This window comes from Streptomyces sp. NPDC002994 (assembly GCF_040611155.1).
Taxonomy (GTDB): Bacteria; Actinomycetota; Actinomycetes; order Streptomycetales; family Streptomycetaceae; genus Streptomyces.
In genome coordinates, this window is record NZ_JBEXNQ010000002.1 from 243,714 (window position 1) to 261,944 (window position 18,231).

The 18,231-nt window shown below is 70.9% G+C and carries 17 protein-coding genes; 10 read left to right on the plus strand and 7 right to left on the minus strand.

Going from position 1 to position 18,231, the window contains the following annotated elements; genetic code table 11:
- Window positions 1-86: 86 nt before the first annotated feature.
- The gene (locus tag ABZX79_RS03115; RefSeq protein ID WP_355250649.1) at window positions 87-1,760 is read right to left on the minus strand and encodes an FAD-binding dehydrogenase; all 1,674 of its coding nucleotides are present in this window, start codon (window positions 1,758-1,760) and stop codon (window positions 87-89) included.
- A 126-nt stretch (window positions 1,761-1,886) separates the two neighbouring features.
- Here ABZX79_RS03115 and ABZX79_RS03120 point away from each other — a divergent pair, with 126 nt between their 5' ends.
- Window positions 1,887-2,444: an NUDIX domain-containing protein gene (locus ABZX79_RS03120; RefSeq protein WP_355251054.1), complete on the plus strand. Its 558-nt coding sequence runs from the start codon at window positions 1,887-1,889 to the stop codon at window positions 2,442-2,444.
- On the opposite strand, the gene ABZX79_RS03125 is transcribed toward ABZX79_RS03120, so the two are convergent.
- A complete protein-coding gene (locus ABZX79_RS03125) occupies window positions 2,421-3,185 on the minus strand; it encodes a hypothetical protein (RefSeq protein ID WP_355250652.1) in 765 nt (254 codons plus the stop codon). The two genes, ABZX79_RS03120 and ABZX79_RS03125, sit on opposite strands and share 24 nt — an antisense overlap.
- A 52-nt stretch (window positions 3,186-3,237) precedes the next feature.
- Between ABZX79_RS03125 and ABZX79_RS03130 the strand changes: the two genes are divergently transcribed.
- Complete coding sequence (locus ABZX79_RS03130; RefSeq protein ID WP_355250654.1) at window positions 3,238-3,636, plus strand: DUF202 domain-containing protein; 399 nt, start codon at window positions 3,238-3,240, stop codon at window positions 3,634-3,636.
- Complete coding sequence (locus ABZX79_RS03135; RefSeq protein ID WP_355250657.1) at window positions 3,633-3,974, plus strand: DUF202 domain-containing protein; 342 nt, start codon at window positions 3,633-3,635, stop codon at window positions 3,972-3,974. Before ABZX79_RS03130 ends, ABZX79_RS03135 begins: the two co-directional genes overlap by 4 nt.
- 14 nt (window positions 3,975-3,988) lie before the next feature.
- On the opposite strand, the gene ABZX79_RS03140 is transcribed toward ABZX79_RS03135, so the two are convergent.
- Complete coding sequence (locus ABZX79_RS03140; RefSeq protein WP_355250660.1) at window positions 3,989-4,648, minus strand: NAD(P)-binding domain-containing protein; 660 nt, start codon at window positions 4,646-4,648, stop codon at window positions 3,989-3,991.
- Between the two features lie 95 nt (window positions 4,649-4,743).
- Here ABZX79_RS03140 and ABZX79_RS03145 point away from each other — a divergent pair, with 95 nt between their 5' ends.
- The 5 genes from ABZX79_RS03145 (at window position 4,744) to ABZX79_RS03165 (ending at window position 8,863) form a co-directional block, all read left to right on the plus strand.
- Window positions 4,744-5,106: a helix-turn-helix domain-containing protein gene (locus ABZX79_RS03145; RefSeq protein WP_355250663.1), complete on the plus strand. Its 363-nt coding sequence runs from the start codon at window positions 4,744-4,746 to the stop codon at window positions 5,104-5,106.
- 47 nt (window positions 5,107-5,153) lie between these two features.
- Window positions 5,154-5,450, plus strand: coding sequence for a hypothetical protein (locus tag ABZX79_RS03150; RefSeq protein WP_355250666.1), 297 nt, complete (start codon window positions 5,154-5,156; stop codon window positions 5,448-5,450).
- A 125-nt stretch (window positions 5,451-5,575) separates the two neighbouring features.
- On the plus strand, window positions 5,576-6,490 hold the full coding sequence (locus ABZX79_RS03155) for an MBL fold metallo-hydrolase (RefSeq protein ID WP_355250669.1): 915 nt from the start codon (window positions 5,576-5,578) through the stop codon (window positions 6,488-6,490).
- Between the two features lie 105 nt (window positions 6,491-6,595).
- On the plus strand, window positions 6,596-7,621 hold the full coding sequence (locus ABZX79_RS03160; RefSeq protein ID WP_355250672.1) for a phosphotransferase family protein: 1,026 nt from the start codon (window positions 6,596-6,598) through the stop codon (window positions 7,619-7,621).
- A gap of 9 nt (window positions 7,622-7,630) precedes the next feature.
- Window positions 7,631-8,863 carry an acyl-CoA dehydrogenase family protein gene (locus tag ABZX79_RS03165; protein WP_355250675.1) on the plus strand — a complete coding sequence of 411 codons (1,233 nt, stop codon included), beginning with the start codon at window positions 7,631-7,633 and terminating at the stop codon, window positions 8,861-8,863.
- 265 nt (window positions 8,864-9,128) lie between these two features.
- Here ABZX79_RS03165 and ABZX79_RS03170 read toward each other — a convergent pair whose 3' ends face one another.
- From ABZX79_RS03170 to ABZX79_RS03180, 3 genes are read right to left on the minus strand one after another with little or no spacing between them, the layout of a single operon-like run.
- Window positions 9,129-9,722, minus strand: a complete 594-nt coding sequence (locus ABZX79_RS03170; RefSeq protein WP_355250678.1) for a TetR/AcrR family transcriptional regulator — start codon at window positions 9,720-9,722, stop codon at window positions 9,129-9,131.
- A 41-nt stretch (window positions 9,723-9,763) separates the two neighbouring features.
- A complete protein-coding gene (locus tag ABZX79_RS03175; protein WP_355250681.1) occupies window positions 9,764-11,443 on the minus strand; it encodes an AMP-binding protein in 1,680 nt (559 codons plus the stop codon).
- On the minus strand, window positions 11,440-12,213 hold the full coding sequence (locus ABZX79_RS03180; RefSeq protein WP_355250684.1) for an SDR family oxidoreductase: 774 nt from the start codon (window positions 12,211-12,213) through the stop codon (window positions 11,440-11,442). Before ABZX79_RS03180 ends, ABZX79_RS03175 begins: the two co-directional genes overlap by 4 nt.
- Window positions 12,214-12,384: 171 nt before the next feature.
- Here ABZX79_RS03180 and ABZX79_RS03185 point away from each other — a divergent pair, with 171 nt between their 5' ends.
- Window positions 12,385-13,638 (plus strand): DUF1343 domain-containing protein, encoded by a 1,254-nt coding sequence (locus tag ABZX79_RS03185; RefSeq protein ID WP_355250687.1) that lies wholly within the window; start codon window positions 12,385-12,387, stop codon window positions 13,636-13,638.
- Window positions 13,639-13,790: 152 nt separating this feature from the next.
- A complete protein-coding gene (locus ABZX79_RS03190) occupies window positions 13,791-15,095 on the plus strand; it encodes a serine-threonine protein kinase (RefSeq protein WP_355250690.1) in 1,305 nt (434 codons plus the stop codon).
- A 243-nt stretch (window positions 15,096-15,338) separates the two neighbouring features.
- On the opposite strand, the gene ABZX79_RS03195 is transcribed toward ABZX79_RS03190, so the two are convergent.
- The gene (locus ABZX79_RS03195; protein ID WP_355251057.1) at window positions 15,339-18,095 is read right to left on the minus strand and encodes a penicillin acylase family protein; all 2,757 of its coding nucleotides are present in this window, start codon (window positions 18,093-18,095) and stop codon (window positions 15,339-15,341) included.
- Between the last annotated feature and the right edge of the window lie 136 nt (window positions 18,096-18,231).

Below are 18,231 nucleotides of genomic sequence, written 5' to 3' on the forward strand. Positions count from 1 at the left end.
TGCCTCGCTTCGGGGTTACGACAATGGAGACCATCACGCCGCCCCGGAATCATCGCCCGCGCTCGATCGTGCCGTGGTGATGTGGATCACGCCACCGCCCTCGCCGCGGCGCGGCCCGCCGTGCGGCCGGAGAAGAGGCAGCCGCCCAGGAAGGTGCCCTCCAGGGAGCGGTAGCCGTGGACGCCGCCGCCGCCGAAGCCCGCCGCCTCCCCCGCCGCGTACACGCCCGGCAGTACGCCGCCGCCCTCCGTCAGCACCCGCGAGGACAGGTCGGTCTCCAGGCCGCCGAGCGACTTCCGGGTGAGGATGTGCAGGCGTACGGCGATGAGCGGACCCGCCTTGGGGTCGAGAATGCGGTGCGGCGCGGCCGTACGGATCAGCTTGTCGCCGAGGTAATTGCGGGCGCCACGGATCGCCATCACCTGGAGGTCCTTGGTGAAGGTGTTGGTGATCTCCCGGTCCCGGGCGGTGATTTCGCGGCGCAGCTCCGCCTCGTCGATCAGCACCGTTTTTTGATCAGATGCAGCCCCGGTGAGCGCGTTCATGCCGCGGACCAGCGCGGACAGGTCCTTCTCGACGACGAAGTCCGCGCCCTTGTCCATGAACGCCTTGACCGGGCCGGGGACATCGGCCCGTGCGCGGCCGATGACGTCACGGACCGACTTGCCCGTGAGGTCAGGGTTCTGTTCGGAACCCGAGAGCGCGAATTCCTTGCCGATGATCTTCTGGTCGAGGACGAACCAGGTGTAGTCGTACCCCGTCTTCATGATGTGGTCGAGCGTGCCGAGAGTGTCGAAGCCGGGGAAGAGCGGCACGGGCAGGCGCTTGCCGCGGGCGTCGAACCAGAGGGAGGAGGGCCCGGGGAGGATGCGGATGCCGTGCTTGGCCCAGATCGGGTTCCAGTTCTGGATGCCCTCCGTGTAGTGCCACATCCGGTCGCGGTTGATCATGCGGCCGCCCGCCGCCTCCGTGACGCCGAGCATCAGGCCGTCGACGTGCGCGGGTACGCCGGAGAGCATCGAGGCGGGCGGGGTGCCCAGCCGCTGGGGCCAGTTGGCGCGTACGAGCTCGTGGTTGCCGCCGATCCCGCCCGAGGTGACGATCACCGCCTGCGCCCTGAGCTCGAAGGACCCGGTCGCCTCGCGGCTGCTGGCGACCCCGCGCTCGGCGGCCGAGGGCTCCAGGATCTCGCCGGTGACGGTGTCCACGGACCCGGCGCTGCGCGCGAGGCCGGTGACGCGGTGGCGGAACCGCAGCTGGACCAGGCCCCGCGCCACCCCGTCGCGCACGCGGCGCTCGAAGGGGGCGACGATGCCGGGGCCCGTGCCCCAGGTGATGTGGAAGCGCGGTACGGAGTTCCCGTGCCCGGTGGCGTCGTAACCGCCGCGCTCGGCCCATCCCACCACCGGGAAGAAGCGCACGCCCTGCCCGTGCAGCCAGGCCCGCTTCTCGCCGGACGCGAAGTCGACGTACGCCTCGGCCCACTTGCGCGGCCAGTGGTCCTCCTCGCGGTCGAAGCCCGCCGTGCCGTGCCAGTCCTGGAGTGCGAGGTCGCGGCTGTCCTTGATCCGCATGCGGCGCTGCTCGGGCGAGTCGACGAAGAAGAGGCCGCCGAAGGACCAGTGCGCCTGACCGCCGACGGACTGCTCGGGTTCCTGGTCGAGCAGGATCACCTTGCGGCCCGCGTCGACGAGCTCCGCGGTGGCCGCCAGGCCTGCCAGGCCCGCCCCGATCACGATCACATCAGCGTCGTACGCCATGGTTTCCGTCCTTGCCGGGGCGAAGTGGAGTGAGAAGTTACTCGTGCGTCAGATCTTCGGCAGAGGCGGGCGGGGCGTCAACCGGTGGATACATGGCGGTGAGGTTGGATGGGCCGTATGACTCCCGTGACTCCCGCTGACGAGATTCTGGACGTCGTCGACGCGAACGACGAAGTCGTCGGACAGGCCCCGCGCGGCGAGGTGTACGCCCGCGGCCTGCGCCATCGCTGCGTCTTCGTCCTGGCGCGGGACGGCGAGGGCCGGTACTTCGTGCACCGCAGGACGCCCGTGAAGCTGGTCTTCCCCTCGATGTACGACATGTTCGTGGGCGGGGTCGTCGGTGCGGGCGAGTCGTACGACGAGGCGGCGCTGCGGGAGGCGGAGGAGGAGCTGGGTGTGTCCGGGCTGCCCGCGCCCGTACCGCTGTTCAAGTTCCTCTACGCGAGCGCGGACGGCGCGCAGACCTGGTGGTCGTACGTCTACGAGGTGCGGTGCGAGCTCCCGGTGAATCCGCAGGCGGAGGAGGTCGCGTGGTACGGCTTCCTGACCCGCGCGGAGCTGGAGCGACGGCTCGCCGAAGGTGACTGGGAGTGGGTGCCGGACGGTCTCGCGGCGTGGGAACGGCTGCGCGCGTTCGCCGGCCCCGGTCCGCTGCCCTCGTCAGGTGCTGGGCAGGCCGGCTGACCGCACCTCCTGTGCCCTGCTGCCCGCCAGAGCATCTGCGAGGGATCGCGCCTGGGCGGCGGTAATGCCCTGCGCGAGCGGGACCGTACGGGGGCTGTGCGGCTCGTCGCAGACGGCGAGGGGGCTCGCGTCCGTGACGTACCAGTACGCCCCGTCGCCGAAGAAGCCCGCGCCCAGCAGGTGCGCTGCGGTCTCCCGCGCCCCGGCCGCCGGTATGCCGCAGTCGGTCAGCGCCCGCTCGACGACGTCGACCGCCTCGTCGGGCGTATCGGCGTCACCGAGCACCGGCAGCAGGAGCAGCAGGCGCTGTGACGGGTCGTCGAGGCCTTCGCGCCCGTCGGCCGGGGACGCGGCGATCGCCGTCAGCTCGGCCCAGGACAGGCCGGGGCCGGCGTCGTGGCCGTCCAACTTGCCGAGGTGGCCGATCCGGCCCCAGTCGGGGTGGTGGACGAAGAAGTCAATGCCGCTGGCCTCGGGGAAGTTGCGGTAGACGACGACAACCGTATGGCCACCGCTGAAGGGGACTCTGAGGACCGGCCACGGTCTCTCCTCGTCGGCGAGCCGCTCCAGCATGGCGTCGAGGTCCGCGGTGTCCGTGCCGAAGCGCTCGGTCAGCTCCTCGGGGTCTCCTGCCGTCCTCCACAGGTGCGCGAGCCAGAACGCCGGGTCATCGGCCAGCTCTTCGGCCGCGACCAGCTCGTACTCCGTCTCGTACAAGGGGAAACGCACAACGTCGTCCATGCACCGCAGCGTAGGCGGGGCCACTGACAATCGGCCCGGTAAGGTGCGGCGCGTGATCGAGTTCGTGCGGAGTCTGCGGCTCTGGTTCGCGCCGCAGCGCATCCGGGAAGAGGGCGAGACCCCCGACTACCGCTTCTCGCTGGCCAACGAGCGCACCTTCCTCGCCTGGATCCGTACCGCGCTGGCTCTCATCGGCGGCGGTTTCGCGGTCGACCAGTTCCTGCCCGGACTCGCCTGGGGCGTGCGTGCCGGCATGGCGCTCGGACTGCTGGCGGCCGGTGTGCTGTGTGCGCTGCGGGCGGTCAATCACTGGGTGCGCTGCGAGCAGGCCATGCGGCGCGGTGACGACCTCCCGGTCACCCGTTTCCCGACCGTGCTGAGCCTCGTGGTGGCCGTCGTCGCCGTCGTCATGGTCGTGGTCGTCCTCTTCGGCTGGGACGGCCGGAATTGACCGGCCCGGCCGACCCCGGCCCCGCACCCGACCCCGCCAGGGACCCCGGCCTTCAACCGGAACGGACCCGGCTCGCCTGGCGCAGGACCACGCTGGCCTGCACGGTGGTGGCCGTACTGGCGGCGAAGCAGGCGGTGCATGATGAGATCAGCGTGGCCGGGGTGATCGCCACGGCGCTCTGCGTGCTGGTCTGGCTGGGGTTCCTGCGGGTCGCCCACCACCGCATCCAGGCCGTCGGCAGCACCGCCAGGCCGGCGCCGATGTCGGTGCGCGCCGCGATGACGGCGACGGCCTGCACGATCGCGCTCGCCGGGTTCGCCGTGGCGATCGTCGTCTGAGGGGTCGGGCCGGCTCAGGCCGTGGCCGCCTCGAAGGGCGGCAGCATCCGGCGCGGGTCCTCACCGTTCACCCACAGCCCGATGAGGAAGGCCGTCGCGGTCTCGACGTACACCGCCCGGTCGAGGCCCCCCGCGGCCAGCGGTACGCAGCCCATGTCCCGTACGAGCGTCCGTACCGTCTCCAGCGCCGCCTCGTCGTCCCCGCACAGCGGCACAGCCAGTGGCCCGTCGGCGAAGGCGGGCGGGGTCAGCCGCCAGACGCTGTCGGCGCAGTGGTTGAAGGCCTTGACGACGTGGGCGCCGGTCGCGCCGGCGATACGTTCCGCCGCACCCGGGCCGCCTTGTGTCGTCAGGACGAAGCCGGGCCCGACCGCGTTGGTGCAGTCGATCAGGACGCGGCCGCGCAGTACGCCGTCGCCGCCTTCGCCGCCTTCGTCCGCGCCCGCCGCCTCCTGCAGAACCGCGGGCACGCTGTCGTGCGGGACGGCGAGCAGCGTCGCGTCCCCGAAGGCGGCGGCCTCGCGCAGCGTGCCCGCCCGGCCGCCGATACGGCCGGCGAGTTCGGCCGCGCGGTCCGCCGAGCGGCCGCCGACCAGCACCTCGTGGCCCGCCCTGGCCCACTGGGTTCCGAGTGCGTCCGCCATGTTGCCCGTACCGAGAATTCCGATGCGCATGTGTGTTCCTCTCCCGCGTAACGTGTCAGGACAGGACGCTAGGAGATCCGTTGGTTACCGATCGGTGCCCAACGGACCGTGCGGGGAGAGTAGTTGTGAACGGCTTGCTCGCGGACTGCCGAGCCAGACTCGGCTTCGATCTGCTCTCGAACACCTGGAACGCCGTCGTCATCTACGCACTCGGCGAGGGCCCGCGCCGCCCCGGCGAGCTGCGCGCCGAGATCGGCGGCATCAGCGCCAAGGTCCTCAACCAGACGCTGCGCCGCCTGGAGGGTTACGCCCTGGTGGAGCGCCGCGCCTACGCCGAGGCACCGCCGCGCGTCGAGTACGCGCTGACCGAGCTCGGCGCGAGCCTCCTGGAGCCGATCCGGGCGCTGGGCAGGTGGTCCGCGGAACACGGTGACGAATTCGCCGCGGCGCAGGGATGGGAGACGGATGAAGCGGTCGTCCGGGACTAGCCTGGAGCTGTCACAAAGTATCCGGAATCGCACCAGAGGTGAGCATAATGACCGCTCTTCACCAGGAGCACCCCACTCACGAGCACGTGCACGGTCCGGTCTGCGGGCACGTCGCGGTGCCGCACGGCGACCACACCGACTACGCGCACGACGGGCACATGCACCGCGAGCACTCCGGACACTGGGACGAATGCGAGTCCACGGATCACGTCACGCACAGCGGTCACACCCATGAGCACGCCAAGAACTGCGGGCACAGCGCCGTCACGCACGGCGATCACGTCGACTACGTCCACGACGGCCACCGTCACGCCGCTCACGACGGCCACTGGGACGATCACTGAGTACGAGGTCCGTGTCCCGGACCTGCCTTCCCCCGGGCGGGCATGAACTGGCAGGCTCTCCCTGACCAGTTCGACCCTTGACCGACCCGCCCCAACCTGACGCGTCCCGACCCGGGGGAACCCCAGTGCCTGCCACCGACGACCCGTACATCGTTCAGCTCGCGCCCGACGTGCACGCGTACATCCAGCCGGACGGTGGCTGGTGCCTGAACAACGCCGGGTTCGTCAGCGACGGCGCTTCGACCCTGCTCGTCGACACCGCGGCCACCGAGCGCCGCGCGCACGCCCTGCGCGAAGCGCTCCTCGCGACCGGCGCGCCGCTCCCCCGTACCGTCGTCAACACCCACCACCACGGCGACCACACCTACGGCAACAGCGTCTTCGTACCCGAAGCCACGGTCATCGGGCACGACACCTGCCGCGCCGAGGTCCTCGCCGTCGGGCTCCAGCTGCACCTGATGTGGCCGGGCCACGACTTCGGTGACATCACTGTCACCGCCCCCACCCTCACGTACAGCGAGCGCCTCACCGTCCACGCGGGCGGGACCGAGGTGCGGCTGATCCACCCGGGCGTCGCGCACACCACCGGCGATTCGATCATTCACCTGCCGGAGTACGGGATCGTCTTCACCGGCGACCTGATCTTCCAGGGCGGCACGCCGTTCGTCCCGATGGGATCGCTGAGCGGGTCGCTCCGCTCCCTCGATCTGCTCCGCTCGCTCGGCGCGGAGACGGTCGTCCCCGGACACGGCCCCGTGACCGACCCCTCGGCGTACGACGCGACCGAGCGCTATCTGCGGTACGTCGCCGAGCTCGCCGAGGCCGGGCACGCCAAGGGCCGTACGCCCCTGGAGACCGCCCGGGAGGCCGACCTCGGGGTCTTCGCAGAGCTGCGCGAGAGCGAGCGGCTCGTCGCCAACCTGCACCGCGCGTACGCCGAACTGGACGGCCTGCCGGAGGGCTCGCCGCTCGATCCGGTGGTCGTCTTCGGTGACATGGCGGCCATGAACGGCGGGAAACCGGTCGCCTGCCACGCGTGATCCGCGTCTCGGGGTACGTCGGCACACTGGACGGCATACCGACTGGTCGGCATGATGAGTCGCGACGTCGTCTTGTCAGCAGTGTTCGCCCTCGGAGGTGCCCCCATGAGCGCAGTCCACCCGCCAGGTCTCGATCCCGAGCAGCTGCGCGGTCATCTCGACCGCGAGCGGCCGGGGCTGGTGAGCGGACCGCTCAGCGCCCGGCTCATCGAAGGCGGCCGCTCGAACCTGACGTACGCCGTCACGGACGGCAGGTCCCGGTGGGTGGTGCGGCGGCCGCCGCTCGGCCATGTGCTGGCGACCGCGCACGACATGAAGCGGGAGTACCGGGTGATCAGCGCGCTGCACCCGACCGATGTGCCGGTGCCCGCGCCGCTGCTGCTGTGCGAGGACGAGTCGGTCATCGGGTCGCCGTTCTACGTCATGGAGTACGTCGAGGGCGTTCCGTACCGTACGGCCGACGAGCTCGCCGCGCTGGGCGCCAAACGTACCCGTGCCGCCGTACTCGGCCTGGTCGACACCCTCGTCGCCCTGCACGCCGTGGATCCGCAGGGCGTGGGCCTGGGCGACTTCGGCCGTCCCGAGGGCTTCCTCGACCGGCAGCTGCGCCGCTGGGGCAAGCAGCTCGACGCCTCCCGCAACCGCGAACTGGCGGGCATCGACGAGCTGCACGCGGCGCTCGGGCGCTCGCTGCCCGACTCCCCCGCGCCCACGGTCGTACACGGCGACTACCGTCTCGACAACGTCCTGATCGGCGGCGCCGACGACCGGATCAACGCCATCCTCGACTGGGAGATGTCGACCCTCGGCGACCCGCTCACCGACCTCGGGCTGCTCGTGATGTACAGCCACGAGCTGGAGCTGCCCGACTCCCCCGTCTCCACGACGGCCGGCGCGCCCGGTCACCCGTCGGCGCGCGAGATCGTCGAGCGGTACGCCGCCGGGTCCGGCCGGGACACCTCCGCCATCGCCTGGTACACGGCGTTCGCCTGGTTCAAGCTCGCCGTGATCCTCGAGGGCATCCATTACCGCTACACGCTCGGGCAGACCGTCGGCGCCGGGTTCGACCGGATCGGCGACCTCGTGCCCGTCTTCATCGAGCACGGCCTGACCACCCTTCAGGAAGGCTGAGACACCACCATGGATTTCGCATACGACGCACGGACCGAAGAGCTCCGCGGCAAGCTTCTCGCCTTCATGGACGACTTCGTGTACCCGGCCGAGACCGTCGCGCACGAGCAGCGCGAGCTGCTCGCGTCGCCGTGGGACACGCCGCAGGTCGTGGAGGACCTCAAGGCGGAGGCGCGCAGGCAGGGCCTGTGGAACCTTTTCTTTGTAGACCAGCACAGCCTGCCGGATGCGGAGTACGGCGCCGGGCTCACGAATCTGCAGTACGCGCCGCTCGCCGAAATCACCGGCCGCAGCCCGCACCTGGCGCCCACGGCGCTGAACTGCGCGGCGCCGGACACGGGAAACATGGAACTGCTGGCGCAATTCGCGTCCGACGAGCAGAAGAAGCAGTGGCTGGAGCCGCTGCTGTCGGGCGAGATCCGGTCGGCGTTCGCGATGACCGAGCCGGAGGTCGCCTCGTCGGACGCGACGAACATCGAGACGCGGATCGAGCGTGATGGTGACGAGTACGTCGTCACGGGGCGCAAGTGGTACATCTCAGGGGCGATGAACCCGGACTGCAAGATCTTCATCGTGATGGGCAAGACCGATCCTCAGGGTGCGGATGTCCGCCGTCAGCAGTCGATGATCCTGGTGCCGCGTGACACGCCTGGCGTCGAGATCCGGCGCGCGATGCAGGTGTACGGGTACGAGGACCACTCCCACGGCGGCCACGCCGAGGTCGTCTTCGACGGGGCGCGGGTGCCTGCCTCTGCCTTGGTCGGCGAGGAGGGTGGCGGCTTCGCCATCGCCCAGGCGCGTCTCGGCCCCGGCCGGATCCACCACTGCATGCGGCTGATCGGCATGGCGGAGCGGGCGATCGAGCTGATGTGCCGGCGGGCGGTGTCGCGCGAGGCCTTCGGCAAGCCGCTCGCCCAGCAGGGCGTCGTACACAACTGGATCGCGGACGCGCGGGTGGCCGTCGAGCAGCTGCGGCTGCTGGTGCTCAAGACGGCGTGGCTGATGGACACGGTGGGCAATCGCGGGGCGCACGCGGAGATCCAGGCGATCAAGATCGCTACGCCGCGGGCGGTCGTCGACATCCTCGACAATGCGGTGCAGCTGCACGGGGCGGGTGGCGTCAGCCAGGACTTCCCGCTGGCGGAGCTTTGGGCGGCGGCGCGGACGCTGAAGCTGGCGGACGGGCCGGACGAGGTGCATCAGCGGTCGCTGGCGCGGCGGGAGCTCAAGAAGTACGTGTAGGGGTCGTACGGGTGCGGGTGCCGCTGCGCGGGGCTTTCCCCACCCCGCCCCTTCCCGCTGTGACACTTTGCGGCTCCGCCGCGTGAGGGGCGCTGCCCCAGACCCCGCTCCTCAAACGCCGGAGGGGCTGGATGGTGCGGCCGAATCCAGCCCGTCCGGCGTTTGAGGACACGCCCGCAGGGCGTCCCGGGGGTCTGGGGGCTCGCCCCCAGTTCGGGAAGGGGCGGGTAGGGGAAGCCCCGCGCAGCACCCGCACCCGCGCCCCCTACGGCCGCAGCGCCCGCAGCAGCAGGTCCGCCAAATGGTCCGCCACCTGCTGCGGGGTGAGGGGGCCATCGGGCCGGTACCACGTCGACAGGTGATGGACCGACCCGAAGTGGTAGTCCACCACCAGATCCGCCGGCGTCGCCGTCGAGAAGACGCCCTCCTTCTGCCCCTCCTCGATCAGCGCCCGGAACCGCTCGTGATACCGCCGCCGCTCCGCCCGCACCTGCTTGTCCTTCTCCGGACTCAGGTGGTGCATGGACCGGAAGAAGATCGACGCGTCGTCGAGGTTGTCGATGGTCGTGACCACCACATCCGCCGCCGCGTCCCGCAACCGCCGCTCCACCGGCGCGTCCGCGTCCGCGAACGCGTCCAGCCGCTCCTGTTGGAGCCGCAGGACACGGGCGTACACCTCGTGCAGCAGATCGTCCTTCGAGCCGAAGTAGTGGTACAGCGCACCCTTGGTGACGCCGGCCGCCTCGACGATCTCCTGCACCGACGTGCGGTCGTACCCGCGCTCGGCGAACAGGCGGGTGGCGGCGGCCAGCAGCCGCTGTGGGACGGGGATGCCGCTTCCGTCCGTCGTCCTGGCCATGTGCCGCCACCTGCCTTTCGTCGAAACAACCACATGAGGGTTCAGGAACGGGAACGCAGTTCCCGCCTGAGGATCTTCCCACTCGTCGTCTTGGGAAGTTCCGGCAGGATCTCCACTTCGCGCGGATACTTGTACGCCGCCAGCCGCTCCTCGCAGTACGCGGAGATCTCGGACGGCGCCACCTCCGCTCCGGGGCGCAGGCTGACGTACGCCTTCACGCTCTCCCCCCGGTACGCGTCGGGGATGCCGACGACGGCCGCCTCCCGCACCGCCGGGTGGGTGTAGAGGACGTCCTCGACCTCGCGCGGCCAGACCTTGAAGCCGGACGCGTTGATCATGTCCTTCTTGCGGTCGACGACGTAGAGCCAGCCGTCCTCGTCCATGAACCCGATGTCGCCGGTACGCAGTTCGCCGCCGGGGAAGGCCTCGGCGGTCGCCTCCGGGCGGCGCCAGTAGCCGGGGACGACCTGCGGGCCGCTCACGGCGATCTCGCCCTGCTCGCCGAAGGGTACGTCCGCGCCCTTCTCGTCGACGATACGTACGACCGTGTCCGGGCCGGGTACGCCCACGGAGAGCGTCCCCGAGGCCGGGTCCACCGGGGCTTCCTTCTCGGGCGGCACGGCCGCGCAGGGAGCGGTGCACTCGGTGAGGCCGTAACCGTTGCGGATGTACGGGCCGAATCCCGCCCGGAATTTCTCGACGAGGGCCGGCGGCACCGGCGCGCCGCCCGACGAGATGACCTCGAAGGAGGCGAAGTGGTCCCGCGTGACACCGGGGGTCGCGGCGAGCGCCATGAAGGCGGTGGAGGGGCCGACGGTGTAGGCGGGGCGGTGCTCGGTGAACGCGTCGAGGACGACGCCCGGGTGGAAGCGGTAGGCGAGGACGAGCGTGCCGGCGTTGGCGACGCAGACGGCCAGTTCGCAGACCATGCCGGTGATGTGGAAGAGGGGCGCGAGCGCGAAGTACGCAGCGCCCTCGGCGACGGGGTGCCCGGTGCGCTGCCGCTCGGCGTTGTACATGATCCCGCCGTGGACGTTCATCGCGCCCTTGGGGGTGCCGCTCGTGCCCGAGGTATAGCTGATCAGCGCCACGTCGGTGGCCGTGAGCTCGCGGTCCGCCGGGGCCGGGAGGCCCAGGCGGGCGACGGTCACCAGGTCGTCCGCGTCGGAAGCCGGAGCCGCCCGCTCGAAGTTCAGGACCCGGGTGTCGTTCCTGGTCTGGAGGTCGAGTTCACAGGCGGTGAGGGCGATGCGTACGGAAGAGGCCTCCGCGGCCTCGCGCAGGTACGCCTCCCACGCGCGGTCCGAGCAGATCAGCGCGGTCGCCTCGGCGTCCCCGAGCGCGTGGCCGACCTCGGCCGACTTGTACATCGGGTTGAGCGGTACGACGACGGCGCCGGCCTTCCAGGCGCCGAGCAGCGCGATGACGAAGTGCGGGCTGTTCTGAAGCATGACCGCGACCCGGTCACCGTGCCGCAGGCCCTTGGCGGCCAGGTGGCCCGCGACGGAGTCCGAGAGCTCGTCGGTCTCGCGGTAGGTGAGGCGGCCGTCGAAGTAGGTGAGGGCGGGGTGGTCCGGCGCGCGGTTCACCGCGTTCTTCAAGGCGTGCAGCAGGGTGGCCGGCGGGTCCATGGGCGCCCGCTGAGCGTCGGTGAGCTGGGCGAGCCAGGGCTTGGCGGAATAGATCGACTCGCTCGTCGTCTTGGTCGTCGTCTCGCTCATCGGGCTGCCTCTTCCCACTTCTGCTGAAGGTGGTTCATGTTGCCCAGCCAGCGGTCCGGGTCCCCGGCGCGTGCCTGGTAGTACCCGGCCACCTCGGCGTGCGGGAGGATCAGGAAGCGGTCGGCCGCCATGCCGTCGAAGAGCGCGACGGCGACGTCCTCCGGCTCGATGGCGGTGGGCGCGAGGACCAGCTCGCCGGCCGAGCCCGCGGCGGTCAGCATGTCGGTGCGTACGCCCTGCGGGCAGATCGCGTGAACCTTGACGCCCCGGTGGCGGTAGGTCAGCGAGAGCCACTCGGCGAAGGCCAGCGCGCCGTGCTTGCTGACGCTGTACGGGGCCGCGCCGACCATGGTCAGCAGGCCGGCCGCCGAGACGGTGGAGACGAACCGGCCGCTCCCGCGCTCCAGCCAGTCGGGCAGCAGCGCCTTGGCCGCCCTGACGTGAGCCATGACGTTGACGTCCCAGGCCGCGGCCCAGACCTCCTCGTCGGCGAAGGCGTCGCCGGGCGAGGCGAGGCCCGCGTTGGCGCAGTACACGTCGACCTTGCCGCCGAGTGCCTCGCGGGCCTCTTCGACGATCGCGGAGGCGTCTCCCGCGACGGCGGTGGCGCCGGTCTCGTCGGCGATCGCCTTGATCTTCTGCGCGTCGAGGTCGTTGACGACGACCCGTGCCCCCTCGGCCGCGAATCTGCGGGCGAGGGCGGCTCCGATGCCGCCTCCCGCACCGGTGACGACGACTCCCGCGTCCTGGAACTGGCTCAACTGGCTCATCCTTGAGGCCCACCTCTCCTGCCGACAGCCTCGGCAGACTAACCGGTCGGTATGGAGCAGCGGAAGGGGCCGGGCGCCGCCAACCCGCCGTGCCCGGCTCGTTCCCCGGCGCCGCCGCGCGCGCTAGCGTGCGTGGCCATGACAGACGGCGCCGATCACGGAGGTACTGGGATGAACCTGTCCAGACGCAGATTGCTGGCCGCCACGGGGGCGGCGGGAGCACTCGGCGCCGCGGCCCCGTCGGCCGCCACCGGGCACCCCGGCCGCCCCGGGCACCTTCGGGTGCGCACCGGCTTCGACCGGCTGGCCGCCGACGGTTACGCGCTCCTGGCGGGGCAGAAAGTCGGCGTCGTCACCAATCCGACGGGCATCACCTCGGACGTACGCCACATCGTGGACGTCATGCACGCCGACGACCGGGTGAACCTGACCGCCGTCTTCGGGCCCGAGCACGGCTTTCGCGGCACGGCGCAGGCGGGCGGCTCGGAGGGGCGTTACGACGATCCGGCGACCGGGCTTCCGGTGTACGACACGTACCTGAAGAGCGGGCAGCCTCTCGCGGACATCTTCACGGCGTCGGGCGTGGACACGATCGTTTTCGACATCCAGGACGTGGGCGCGCGCTTCTACACGTACATCTGGACGCTGTACGACTGCATGGTGGCGGCGGTCCTCGCGGGCAAGCGGTTCGTGGTGCTCGACCGGCCGAACCCGGTGACGGGGCGCGCCGCGCTCGGTCCGGTGCTGGACAAAGGGTTCGCGACGTTCGTGGGGCGCGAGCCGATCGCGCAGGCGCACGGGATGACGGTGTGCGAGCTGGCGCGGCTCTTCAACGGCGAGTTCCTGGCGCGGCCGGTGGCGCTGGAGACGGTGCGGGTGACGGGCTGGCGGCGCGGCGACTTCTTCGATTCGACGGGGCTGCCGTGGGTGCCGCCGAGCCCCAACATGCCGACGCCCGACACCGCGCTCGTGTACGCGGGCACCTGCCTCTTCGAGGGCACCAACCTGTCGGAGGGGCGGGGCACGACCCGGCCGTTCGAACTGCTGGGCGCGGAGGGCATCGACCGCCGGTGGGCGGAGACCGCGAACGCCGCCGGGCTGCCCGGGGTGCACTTCAGGGAGGCGTACTTCGCGCCGACGTTCTCCAAGTTCCAGGGGAAGACGATCGGCGGCGTACAGCTGCATGTGCACGACCGGGAGGCGTACGACCCTGTGCGCACCGGCATCGCGCTGCTGATCACCGCGAAGAAGAGCTGGAGCGGCTTCGCGTGGCGGGCCGACAACTGGATCGACAAGCTGACCGGCAATACGCGGGTCCGCACGATGATCAACGCGGGGGCGGGGACGGGCGAGGTGGTGGACGCCTGGCGATCCGACCTTGCGGCGTTCAGCTCCGTACGCCGGGAGTATCTGCTGTACCGCTGAGGGTGGGGGCGCGCCCTCGTGCGACGTACTCGTCCAGCTGCGGCGGATCACGGCGGCGGATCTGCTCTGACGTGACGTATGGCCAGTCCTGCGGTCCGGCGGGATGCTGAGGCGGCGGGTAGCGGGCCCGCACGGACCCGAGGGGTTGCGCCATGGCGGGTGTGAGTGTGGAGCCGTACCGGGAGATCACGTTCGACGCGGACGGTGACGTGAACACGCGTCAGCGCGACCGGCTGGCGGAACTCGATGTCACCGACCTGGTGATGTTCGCGCACGGCTGGAACAGCAACCGCTCGGTGGCGACCAGGATGTACGACCGTTTCTACGCCCCCTTTCCTGGTCTGCTCGCGGACTCGCCCGGCGTACGGCTCGGCTATGCGGGCATCGTGTGGCCGTCGATCCGGTTCGCGGACGAACCGATCCCGGACTTCGACCGGAGCGCCGCCCCGGCCGCCGACGCCGGTCCCGGCCTCGACGAGCACACCCGGCAGGCGCTGGCCGAGGCCTTTCCCGGCCGCGAGCAGGTGGTGGAGCGGCTGGCCGAGCTGCTCGACGAGCGGCCGGAGGAGGTGGCGGCGTTCGAGGAATTCGGGGCGCTCGTACGCGAGTTGGCCGGTCTCTCTGGGGGCGGGCTCGTAGCGGTGCACGGCTCCGACGCGTCCGACATGGAGTCGCAGGCGCTGCCGCGGATGCTGTACGACGACACGCTTACCGTGTGCCGCGACTTCACTGCCGCGCTGGCGGAGACCGGAGCCGAGGAGCCGGTGGTGCAGGCCCTGTCGCTCGGCGGCGGCCTGAAGAAGTTCTGGAACGGGGCGAAGGAGCTGCTCCGCCAGGCGACGTACTACGAGATGAAGCGGCGGGCCGGGACGGTCGGCCGGCTGGGGCTCGGGCCGCTGCTCGGGCAGCTCGCCCGGTCGTCCCCCTCGATGCGGGTGCATCTGGTCGGGCACAGTCAGGGGGCGCGGCTGGTCGCCTTCGCGCTGCGGGGGCTGCCCGGCGACGTACGGAACGTGAAGTCCGTGACCATGCTCCAAGGCGCCTTCTCGCACTACGCGTTTGCTGCGCGGCTGCCGCACGCGGTGGGCAGTGGTGGCGCGCTGCGGGGGATGGAGCGGCGGGTGGACGGGCCCGTGGTGGCCTGTTACTCGCGCCACGACTCGGCGCTCGGCGTCATCTATCCGCTGGCGTCGCGGCTGGCGGGTGACTCGGCGGGGGTGGTCGGGCTGGGCAGTCGGTGGGGTGCGATCGGTTTCGGCGGGATCCAGGCGGTCCGGGACACGCCGGTGCTCACGCTGGCGCAGGCGCTGCGGGACGGGGTCCCGGGCTCGGGGTGTGTGAATGTGGACGCGGCGGCGGTCGTACGGCGCGGAGGTCCACCTTCCGGGGCGCACAGTGACATCCTGCACGCGGAGCTGGCGAGGGTGGTGATCGCTGCGGGCCGGATCGGGGGGTAGAGCGGACGCCTGCGGCGGGCTAATTCCCCGCCCCGCCCCTTCCCGCCGTGACACTCTGCGGCTCCGCCGCGTGGGGGGCAAGCCCCAGCCCCCAGACCACACAGACGCCCTCCGGGCGTGTCCTCAAACGCCGGACGGGCTGGATGTTGCGCCACTGGGCAACTTCAGCCCCTCCGGCGTTTGAGGAGCGGGGTCTGGGGCAGCGCCCCAGTTGTGGGAAGGGGCGGGTGGGGGAAAGAGCCCTCAGCGATGTGACGGGTACTCGATGACCATCTGGTAGGTCGGGCGGTTCTGCCAGTGCATCGCGGGGTGGGTGAGGCCACCCACCGCCCGGTGCACGATCGAGTCCGCGCACCACTGCTCCCCCGCCTTGCAGCTGTCGTCGCCCGGGTAGACCTCCGTCGCGGGCTTGGCGACAGCCTGTTTCAGCGTGACGAGGAGCGTGTCACGGCAGGCCGCGAGGTCCCCGTTGCCGCAGTACGTCCTCGCCAGCGGGCCCTTGACTTCCTGCCCGAGGACCTCGCGCAGGTCCTTGTCGACGTAACTCCACCACCCGTACTGGAACGCGGAGCCCGCATGCGCCCCCGTCGGGCCGTGCCCGGCCGACGGCGCCTCGTCGGTGGTGAGGCTCTTGGTGAGTTCGCCGTAGAGCTCGTCACCGAGGCCGGGCCTGAACTCGGCCTCGACGAGCAGCGGCCACCAGGCGTCCATGATCCGCACCGCGTCGGGGTGCGTGTACGTACGCGACCCCTGGGCCGTCTCCTTGCGCTGGACGCCGGCGGCGCGCCACGACTCCAGTTGCTGGATGCCCCTGGCCACATCCGGGTCGGCAACCGGCTTCGAGCGCAGCACCTTCACCAGCTCCGGCAGTACGTCCTCGCCCCGCAGGTCGGTCACCGCCGCCTCGGCCATCGCCCGCGTGAGCGAGGCACGCGTCACGCCGCCCTCGCCCACCAGCTTCCGCACCCGGTCGTCGAGCAGGTCACCCCGGTGTACGGAGCCGTTGCCGAAGCCCGCGGCGGTGAAGTCCTTCGCCTGCTTGTTGTTCCAGGAGATGTAGTAGTCCTGGCCGGTGGACTGCGGGTGCTCTGCGGGCGGGGTGTAGGCGGCGGTGTTGAACCGCGGGTCGAAGTCCCGCCATTCGTACGCCTTCTCCGCCCTCACCGGCAGCGAGGCGTCGACGCCCTCCGCCCGCACCGGGTTCATGCCGCTGTTGTAGTACGCGGCAGTGCGGGAGTCGGCGTAGAACCAGTTGAAGGCGTAGTCGATGTTCTGGGCGGCCTTCTGGAAGGACGCGGCGTCCCGCACGTACGACGGGTCGTTGAACATCTGGAAGCCGATGATCGAGTCGGCTTCGTGCCGGTAGGTGGAGCGCAGCGAGGTGTACGCGACGGGCTTGCCGCCGATCGTGGCGCGGTGGGTGACCGTGCCGTACTTCGTGCGCCAGACCTGCATCCGGTACGAGCCGGCCGCCGTGGAGTCGGCCAGCGTCGGCTTCCAGGCGTTGCGCTTCTCCAGCTTCTCCATGGGGGTGCAGGTGCCCCGGAAGAGGTAGTGGGTGGAGGACTTGGACGGCGCGCCGCCGCCCGGTTCGCACAGATCCACCGCGTACGTGTCGGTGATGTCCTGTCCGGCTGAGGTGGCCGACCAGGCGTAGTCCTGGCCGCGGCCGAGCTGGACGTACATGCCGACGCCCGCGAAGGAGGCGCCGCGGGCGCTGATGCCGGGGCCCTGGAGCTCCTGGAGCATGAGCAGCTGCGGGGCGAAGTAGCCGGTCTGGGGGCCGAAGACGGCGACCGGGTTTCCGCTCGCGGTGTGCTTGCCGGAGACCAGCAGGGCGTTGGACATGCCGCGCTTCTTCGTGAAGTCCGCGCCGGGGAGAACACCGTCGTCGTACATGCCCTGGAGCGGCTTGAGCCTCTTCGGTGCCTTCACCGGGTCCTTCTCGCCCGCCCGCTCCGTCTTCGCCGCGCCCTCGCGGTCGTACACGAGCTGCTCGGGTGTCACGGAGCCGCGGTCGGGCATGGCCACCCCGCGGGGGTTCTCCGGCTTGCCCGCGTACGGGAAACTGGTGCCGTCGTGGACGGTGAGGACGGCCTCGGGGTCGTTGCGCTGGCGGAAGGACTCCCAGACCTCGGTGCCTTCGGCGACGCCGTACTTCTGCTGCGCGGCGAGCAGCGAGATCGCGGACTGGACCTCGCCGCCTCCGCCACCGCCGAAGAGGCCGCCGACGACGGAGGCGAGCGCGATCAGGTCGGTGACCTTGAAGGGCTTGATCTCTCCGATGTTGGTGATGGCGTCGACCTTGCCGGTGAGGACGTACTCGCCGGGGAAGTAGCGCCCCTTTTTGGCTTTCTCGCGGTAGGAGTTGATGCCGTCGACGTACGCCTGTGCGTCCGCCATGGCCTGCTCGCCGCGCGCGCCCTTCGTGGTCCGTATGCGGTCGATCTGGGCCTGGAGGTCTTCCTCGGTGTACGGGGCCTGCGGCCAGAACTGCTGCTCCAGGCCCTGGTTGGCGAGGGCGCCGCCGGCGAACGAGGTCAGTTCGCCGCGTCCGATGTGGCGGAAGAGGTCCATGAGCCACAGCCGGTCCTGTCCCGCCGCGTAACCGGCGCCGAATTCGGTGCCGTAGCGGGTGGTGCCCTTGATGTGCGGGACGCCGGTCGCCTTGTCGCGGGTGATCGTCACGTCGTCGCGGGGGCGGATCACGGAGCGGATCTGGTCGTCGGGGACTCCGAACGAGGCGTCGTTGAAGAAGGTGGTGAGTTTGTCGTCGGTCAGGCCCTGGTGACCCGCGACCAGGGCGTCGTACTTCGCTATCTGGTCGGAGCTGTGTGCGGGGCGGGTGCCGAGGACCCTGTGGGCGAGAATCTCGGCCAGAGTTGCGTTGCCGTTCTGACCGGGCGGCAGGATGTCGTCGCACTGGCTCCGGCAGTGATCGGTGACAGGCGCGGGGCTCCGGGCGGTGTCGGCCGTGGCCTGCGGCAGGGGGGACAGCATGCCTGCGGCAAGTGCGATTACCGCTGCTGCCAGGGCTGTTCTGTGCTGTGCGGGACTGGGACGGCGTCGTCGTCGCATGCGTGCTCCTTGGAGGGGAGGCCGGTGCGACGGACGTTACTGGCGGTACGCGCCCGCC

Coding starts and splice junctions, on each gene's coding strand:
- ABZX79_RS03115 (WP_355250649.1), bottom strand. CDS start 1,760: ATGGCGTACGACGCTGATGTGATCGTGATCGGGGCGGGCCTGGCAGGC.
- ABZX79_RS03125 (WP_355250652.1), bottom strand. CDS start 3,185: ATGGACGACGTTGTGCGTTTCCCCTTGTACGAGACGGAGTACGAGCTG.
- ABZX79_RS03140 (WP_355250660.1), bottom strand. CDS start 4,648: ATGCGCATCGGAATTCTCGGTACGGGCAACATGGCGGACGCACTCGGA.
- ABZX79_RS03150 (WP_355250666.1), top strand. CDS start 5,154: ATGACCGCTCTTCACCAGGAGCACCCCACTCACGAGCACGTGCACGGT.
- ABZX79_RS03160 (WP_355250672.1), top strand. CDS start 6,596: ATGAGCGCAGTCCACCCGCCAGGTCTCGATCCCGAGCAGCTGCGCGGT.
- ABZX79_RS03165 (WP_355250675.1), top strand. CDS start 7,631: ATGGATTTCGCATACGACGCACGGACCGAAGAGCTCCGCGGCAAGCTT.
- ABZX79_RS03170 (WP_355250678.1), bottom strand. CDS start 9,722: ATGGCCAGGACGACGGACGGAAGCGGCATCCCCGTCCCACAGCGGCTG.
- ABZX79_RS03175 (WP_355250681.1), bottom strand. CDS start 11,443: ATGAGCGAGACGACGACCAAGACGACGAGCGAGTCGATCTATTCCGCC.
- ABZX79_RS03180 (WP_355250684.1), bottom strand. CDS start 12,213: ATGAGCCAGTTGAGCCAGTTCCAGGACGCGGGAGTCGTCGTCACCGGT.
- ABZX79_RS03185 (WP_355250687.1), top strand. CDS start 12,385: ATGAACCTGTCCAGACGCAGATTGCTGGCCGCCACGGGGGCGGCGGGA.
- ABZX79_RS03190 (WP_355250690.1), top strand. CDS start 13,791: ATGGCGGGTGTGAGTGTGGAGCCGTACCGGGAGATCACGTTCGACGCG.
- ABZX79_RS03195 (WP_355251057.1), bottom strand. CDS start 18,095: ATGCTGTCCCCCCTGCCGCAGGCCACGGCCGACACCGCCCGGAGCCCC.